Source organism: Ectopseudomonas toyotomiensis (genome assembly GCF_900115695.1).
GTDB lineage: Bacteria > Pseudomonadota > Gammaproteobacteria > Pseudomonadales > Pseudomonadaceae > Aquipseudomonas > Aquipseudomonas toyotomiensis.
This window is the reverse complement of the sequence record NZ_FOXK01000017.1, coordinates 38,137-44,650: the sequence shown is the minus strand read 5'-3', so window position 1 is coordinate 44,650 and position 6,514 is coordinate 38,137. Positions and strand designations below refer to the sequence as shown.

Here is a 6,514-nt window from a genome sequence, read left to right as displayed (position 1 = left end):
GCGTTGGCACTCGGCTTCCAGGCGCCGGGAGGAGCGGATGCGCTGGAAGTAACCGTACAGATAAAGCTTGAGTAGATCCGCTGGATCATAGCCAGGACGTCCAGTCTTGAGTGGTTCGGCCTTGCTGAAACCCAGAGCCTGCAAATCCAGGCGGGCGACATAGGCCTCGATCACCCGTACCAGGTGATCCTCCGGCACCAGCTCCTCCAATGTGGGAGGAAACAGGCTGCTTTGCTGACGACCTTCGCCCTGGATGTAGCCCATAAACGACAATGCCCCCATCGAATGATGGAGGCATTGTCTTCAGCTTGCTCTCCGACTGCTAGGTTTTCACACAGTCTGCTAGTGCGGGGCTTTTTTATGCACGCACACATGGGCCTTTTGCCGCACCCGGCTTGCAGCCAGTGCGCCACCGTCTACCTTCTGAAATGGGAGCCCCCAGATAATCATTCAGGAGCACGTCATGAAGCCATGGATCATCGCAGCCCTGTGCCTGTTCGGCCTAGCCGGTTGCAGCAGCGAGTACATCATCACCACCACCGATGGCCAGATGCTCACCAGCGACGGCAAGCCGGAACTGGACAAGGACACCGGCATGCTCGAATTCACCGATAGTGAGGGCCGCAAGCAGCAGATACCGCAAAGCAGCGTGAAGCAGATGCTGGAGCGCTGAACGCCTAATCCAACTGCGCATGCTCCGCGCACTGGCATATGCCTTGCTTTCTCTACATGCAGTGAGCCTCTCCGGCGACGGACAAGGCCCGAACGACAACGGCGTCGTATCCGAACTCGGCCCTTTACGGCGGTGATCGGTACGACGCCTTTTTTGTGGGCCACCCGCACAGCCCTGCAAACATCAGCCGGCAGCTCGGAACCTAATGCGTGGATGAAGGAAGTGACATGAGCGAACAGCATATCCCTCGCGGCGACGCCCTGGCCTGGGTCGGCGGCAGCGATGCACCGGAAAAGAGCGTGCTGAACATCGGTTTCATGGCCCTGAGCGATTCCGCCTCGGTGATAGTCGCGGCCACCCAGGGCTTTGCCGAAAAATATGGGCTGAGCCTCAAACTGCAGCGCCAGGCCTCTTGGGCCGGCCTGCGCGACAGGCTGCTCAGCGGCGAACTGGACGCCGCCCATAGCCTGTATGGTTTGATCTATGGGGTCCAGCTCGGCCTCGGTGGTGCAGCGGCAACCGACATGGCAGTGCTCATGGGGCTGAACCAGAACGGCCAGAGCATCAACCTGTCGCACACGCTGCAAAGCGCTGGCGTGACCAGTGGAGAAGCACTGCATCAACATGTGCACCAGAACAGCGCAAAATTGACCTTCGCTCAGACCTTCCCCACCGGCACCCATGCCATGTGGCTTTACTACTGGCTGGCCAGCCAGGACATCCATCCGCTGCGCGATGTCGACAGCGTGGTGGTGCCACCGCCGCAGATGATCGAACACCTCGAGGCCAAGCGCATCGACGGCTTCTGCGTCGGCGAACCCTGGACCGCCAAGGCCGTCGATGAACAGCTCGGCTGTACCGTCACCACCATCCAGGCAATCTGGCCGGACCACCCCGAGAAGGTGCTTGGCTGCACCCGCGCCTTCGCCGAACAGAACCCCAATACCGCCCGTGCGCTGATCATGGCGGTGCTCGACGCCGCACGCTTCATCGATGACAATGAGGAAAACAAGCGCAGCACCGCTCTGCTGCTCAGCGGCAGCGAATACGTCAACGCGCCGGTCTCGGCGATCACCCCACGTTTTCTCGGCCAGTATCAGGACGGCCTCGGCCACGCCTGGCAGGACGAGCATCCGTTGCGCTTTCATGCCGGCGGCCTGGTCAACCAGCCCTACCTGTCCGATGCCATGTGGTTCATGACCCAATTCCGCCGTTGGGGCCTGCTACGCAACGACCCCGACTATCTGGCCGTGGCCCGCCAGGTGCAGCAACTGGCCCTGTACCGCGAAGCCGCTACAGCGCTGGGAATTGCCGTGCCGGGTGAGATGCGCAGCTCCATCCTGCAGGACGGCACCTGCTGGGACGGCAGCGCCCCTGCCGCGTATGCGCGCAGCTTCCGCCTCCACGCCCTGGCCGACAGCCCGGCTGTCGCCCTGTAATCGCCGGGAGAGCCATCGATGCTGCGTATCCTTCTGATCAACGACACCCCGAAGAAGGTCGGCCGCCTCAAGTGCGCGCTGATCGAGGCCGGCTTCGAGGTCATCGACGAATCCGGGCTGACCATCGACCTGCCGGAGCGGGTCGAGGCCGTGCGCCCCGACGTTATCCTGATCGACACCGAGTCCCCTGGCCGCGACGTGATGGAACAGGTGGTACTGGTCAGCCGTGACCAACCGCGCCCAATTGTCATGTTCACCGACGAACACGACCCCGGCGTGATGCGCCAGGCGATCCAGAGCGGCGTCAGCGCCTACATCGTCGAAGGCATCCATGCCCAGCGCCTGCAACCCATCCTCGACGTCGCCATGGCCCGCTTCGAGAGCGATCAGGCATTGCGTGCCCAGCTCCAGGCGCGCGATGCCCAACTGGCCGAGCGCAAGCGCGTCGAACTGGCCAAGGGCCTGCTGATGAAGATGAAGAGCTGCAACGAGGAAGAGGCCTATACGCTAATGCGCCGGCAGGCCATGAGTCGCCAGCAGAAGCTGATTCAGGTGGCCGAACAGATCATTGCGATGCATGACATGCTGGGTGGCTGAGCAACTGTACCGCCAATACAGTGCACTGTATCGGTTCAGGCTGTATCACTCTGGCAACTGTAGCAGCCGCCTTCGTTGGCGCCTGTGTATGCCGCGCTCCAATGGTCTCGGCTAGGGTAAACGGTCTCAGCCCTTTACCGAGCACAACCCATGAATGAACGCAATCTGCTGGCAGAAGCTGATCGACGAGCCCTCGTCTATCTGGATGGTCTTGCCATGCAACGGGTCTTTCCCGACGACAAGGCCATCGCTGCCCTGGCCGCTTTTGAGCAGGCACTGCCGGAAGACGGCAGCGATGCCGATCAGGTGCTATGCCAGCTCGACGAGATTGGCTCACCGGCCACCGTGGCAAGTAATGCCGCGCGTTACTTCGGTTTCGTCATTGGCGCGACGCTGCCAGTGGCAGCAGCTGCCGAACGCCTGGTGCTGGCATGGGACCAATGCGCCTCGTCTTTCGACAACTCTCCAGTCGCTGATCGACTGGAAAAGGTTGCCGGACGCTGGGTCTGCCAAGCACTGGGGCTACCGGATCAGAGCGCCGTGGGATTTGGCACCAGTGCAACCGCCTGCACACTAGCCTGTATTTGCGCCGCACGGCGCGTGTTGCTGGCACGCCAGGGCTGGGATTTCGACGGTGACGGATTGCTCGGCGCACCGCAGATCCGCGTCGTACTCGCAGAAACGGCACACATCACGGTTAAGAAAGCCCTGCGCGTGCTCGGCTTTGGCATGAACCACCTGCACTATGCGCCCGTGGACCAGTACGGGTGTATCGACCCGGCCCGACTCCCTGAACTGGATGAACGCACGCTATTGATATTGCAGGCCGGCGAGGTCAACACCGGCGAGTTCGACCGTTTTGCCGAACTGATTGCCATCGCCCGCGAGGCCAACGCCTGGGTGCATGTCGATGGCGCGTTCGGCCTATGGGCACGCGCCTCATCCTCAGCGCATTTGCTCGAGGGCGTCGAGCTGGCAGATAGCTGGACGACCGATGGACACAAGTGGCTGAACACCCCTTACGACAGCGCCATGGCGATCTGCCGTGACGCCGATGCACTGGCCGCCGCGATGAACAGCGATGCTGCTTACGCCTCGGCGAGCAAGGATGCGCAGAAGAACCTGACACTGGAGTTCTCTCGTCGCGCCCGAGGCATCGCCATCTGGGCGGCCCTGGCGCACCTGGGCCGCACTGGCCTGAAAGCGATGATCGATCGGCACATCCGCCAGGCTGAAGAGCTAGCCAGCACGCTGCGCAACGCCGGCTATCAGGTACTGAACCGGGTTGTACTGAACCAGGTATTGGTGCGTGGCGATACGGACGAACAGACCATCGCCATTCGCCAAGCGGCCCAGGCGTCCGGCGAAGTCTGGTTCGGACCAACTGTATGGCAGGGTCGCCCCGCCTTTCGCCTGAGCCTTTGCTCCTGGCGCACCGAAGACGCCGATGTGGAGGCACTGGGTGCCTTGCTGCGGCGCTTGAAAGATGAGTTGAGCTGAAGCGACTGATTCGCTGTTTTAGCCTGCAACTGCGCTGGACAGCGCAGTTCGGCAGCCCTTATCTTTAGTCGGCCACACCTGTGGCCAACGTCGCTCGGACGGTTCCGGGCGCTTACGTACTTCGAGGAAACCATGGCTGATAACGCCAAGCGTCGCTTTGCGCGCATTGATCGTCTCCCCCCCTACGTCTTCAACATCACCGCCGAACTGAAGATGGCCGCGCGCCGTCGCGGTGAGGACATCATCGACTTCTCCATGGGCAACCCCGACGGGGCGACCCCGCCGCACATCGTCGAGAAGCTCGTGCAGGTCGCCCAGCGTGAAGACACCCACGGCTACTCCACTTCCCGCGGTATTCCGCGCCTGCGCCGCGCCATCTCGCGCTGGTACAAGGACCGCTACGAGGTGGAGATCGATCCGGAAAGCGAAGCCATCGTAACCATCGGCTCCAAGGAAGGCCTGGCGCACCTGATGCTCGCCACCCTGGACCATGGCGATACCGTGCTGGTACCCAACCCCAGTTACCCGATCCATATCTACGGCGCGGTGATCGCCGGCGCCCAGGTGCGTTCCGTGCCGCTGGTGCCGGGCGTGGATTTCTTCGCCGAGCTGGAACGAGCGATTCGCGAGTCGATCCCCAAGCCGAAGATGATGATCCTCGGCTTCCCCTCCAACCCCACCGCACAGTGCGTGGAGCTGGACTTCTTCGAGCGCGTGGTAACCCTGGCCAAGCAGTACGATGTGCTGGTGATTCACGATCTGGCCTATGCCGACATCGTCTACGACGGCTGGAAAGCACCGTCGATCATGCAGGTGCCGGGCGCCAAGGACATCGCGGTGGAGTTCTTCACCCTGTCCAAGAGCTACAACATGGCCGGCTGGCGGATTGGTTTCATGGTCGGCAACCCCGAGCTGGTCAGCGCCCTGGCGCGGATCAAGAGCTACCACGACTATGGCACCTTCACCCCGCTGCAGGTGGCGGCCATCGCCGCACTGGAAGGCGACCAACAGTGCGTGCGCGACATCGCCGAACAGTACCGTCAGCGCCGCAACCTGCTGGTCAAGGGCCTGCACGAGATCGGCTGGATGGTGGAAAAGCCCAAGGCCTCCATGTACATCTGGGCCAAGATTCCCGACGCCTACGCCCACCTGGGCTCGCTGGAGTTCGCCAAGAAGCTGCTGGCAGAAGCCAAGGTCTGCGTCTCGCCCGGATTGGGTTTTGGCGACTATGGCGACGACCATGTGCGCTTCGCCCTGATCGAGAACCAGGACCGTAGCCGCCAGGCGCTGCGCGGCATCAAGGCGATGTTCCGAGCAGACGGCCTACTGCCGGGTAAGCCGGCCAAAACCGAGACCGAGTAAGCATTGAAGGGCGCCGTGAGGCGCCCTTTCTGCATGGGCGTGGAAACCGACAAGTTCTGCGACAATTCATGACGTTACGCACGCCAAGCGGTAGTTTCGAGCAATTGCCCGGCAGAGTGAACGCCCGTACACTGCGCGCCCCTTCCTAGACGGTTCTCCCCAATGCTCTTCGTCTTGCGCATGCTGCTGATGGGCGTGCATTTCATCCTGGCCGGCCTGCTGGGTCTGCTGCTCGGCCTGTGCCGCCCGTTCAACCCCGACAACAGCCGCCTCTGCGCACGTCTTTATTCGCTGCCCGCCCTATGCCTGCTGCGCCTGAAGTTGAAGACCGACGTACGCCCACTGCTGGAACACCAGCGCTCCTGCGTGATCATCGCCAACCACCAGTCCAACTTCGATCTCTATGTGCTTGGCCGTGTGGTACCGGAGCGCACCGTGAGCATCGGCAAGAAGAGCCTCAAGTGGGTGCCATTCTTCGGTCAGCTCTACTGGCTAGCCGGTAATGTGCTGATCGATCGCAGCAATGCCGTGGCCGCCAAACGCGCAATGCTGACCACCACCGAAACCCTGCGCAATCGCGACACTTCGATCTGGGTCTTCCCGGAAGGTACGCGCAATCTTGGCCGAGGCCTGCTGCCGTTCAAGAAAGGCGCGTTTCAGATGGCGATCACGGCAGGTGTTCCGATCATCCCGGTGTGCGTGAGCAACTACAGCAAAGCCATGCGCCTGAATCGCTGGAACAGCGGCCGCATCCTGATTCGCTCGCTGCCGGCAATTCCTACTGCCGGCCTGAGCCTGGACGACATGCCCGCGCTGATGGAGCGTTGTCAGCAGGCCATGAGCGAATGCATCAGCAGCATGGACAAGGAGCTGGCATCTGCGTGAAGCGTGACGCGGGGTGCCAGAGCAAGCAGGCAACCCGCGCCGGCTATCAAATCCATCG

General features: G+C 62.1%; 7 protein-coding genes. 6 read left to right on the top strand and 1 reads right to left on the bottom strand.

The genetic code is table 11. The features are described from left to right. On the bottom strand, positions 1–264 hold a 264-nt coding region (locus BM186_RS24925), incomplete at its 3' end, for a transposase (protein ID WP_139227999.1). A 199-nt stretch (positions 265–463) separates the two neighbouring features. Between BM186_RS24925 and BM186_RS24920 the strand changes: the two genes are divergently transcribed. The 6 genes from BM186_RS24920 (at position 464) to BM186_RS24895 (ending at position 6,456) form a co-directional block, all read left to right on the top strand. Continuing rightward, positions 464–673, top strand: coding sequence for a YgdI/YgdR family lipoprotein (locus BM186_RS24920; RefSeq protein ID WP_072424168.1), 210 nt, complete (start codon positions 464–466; stop codon positions 671–673). Positions 674–900: 227 nt separating this feature from the next. Then, entirely contained in the window at positions 901–2,112 is a 1,212-nt protein-coding gene (locus tag BM186_RS24915; RefSeq protein ID WP_074919071.1) for a CmpA/NrtA family ABC transporter substrate-binding protein, read from the top strand. Between the two features lie 18 nt (positions 2,113–2,130). Beyond that, entirely contained in the window at positions 2,131–2,709 is a 579-nt protein-coding gene (locus BM186_RS24910) for an ANTAR domain-containing response regulator (RefSeq protein WP_036999951.1), read from the top strand. Positions 2,710–2,859: 150 nt separating this feature from the next. After that, positions 2,860–4,209 (top strand): pyridoxal phosphate-dependent decarboxylase family protein, encoded by a 1,350-nt coding sequence (locus BM186_RS24905; RefSeq protein WP_074919069.1) that lies wholly within the window; start codon positions 2,860–2,862, stop codon positions 4,207–4,209. A gap of 132 nt (positions 4,210–4,341) precedes the next feature. Further along, positions 4,342–5,571: an alanine transaminase gene (gene alaC, locus BM186_RS24900; protein ID WP_072424171.1), complete on the top strand. Its 1,230-nt coding sequence runs from the start codon at positions 4,342–4,344 to the stop codon at positions 5,569–5,571. A gap of 162 nt (positions 5,572–5,733) precedes the next feature. Continuing rightward, positions 5,734–6,456 (top strand): 1-acylglycerol-3-phosphate O-acyltransferase, encoded by a 723-nt coding sequence (locus BM186_RS24895; protein WP_074919067.1) that lies wholly within the window; start codon positions 5,734–5,736, stop codon positions 6,454–6,456. Positions 6,457–6,514: the final 58 nt, after the last annotated feature.

Excerpts from the sequence above, each read along its gene's own strand:
- BM186_RS24920 (WP_072424168.1), top strand. The coding sequence starts at position 464 with ATGAAGCCATGGATCATCGCAGCCCTGTGCCTGTTCGGCCTAGCCGGT.
- BM186_RS24915 (WP_074919071.1), top strand. The coding sequence starts at position 901 with ATGAGCGAACAGCATATCCCTCGCGGCGACGCCCTGGCCTGGGTCGGC.
- BM186_RS24910 (WP_036999951.1), top strand. The coding sequence starts at position 2,131 with ATGCTGCGTATCCTTCTGATCAACGACACCCCGAAGAAGGTCGGCCGC.
- BM186_RS24905 (WP_074919069.1), top strand. The coding sequence starts at position 2,860 with ATGAATGAACGCAATCTGCTGGCAGAAGCTGATCGACGAGCCCTCGTC.
- alaC (WP_072424171.1), top strand. The coding sequence starts at position 4,342 with ATGGCTGATAACGCCAAGCGTCGCTTTGCGCGCATTGATCGTCTCCCC.
- BM186_RS24895 (WP_074919067.1), top strand. The coding sequence starts at position 5,734 with ATGCTCTTCGTCTTGCGCATGCTGCTGATGGGCGTGCATTTCATCCTG.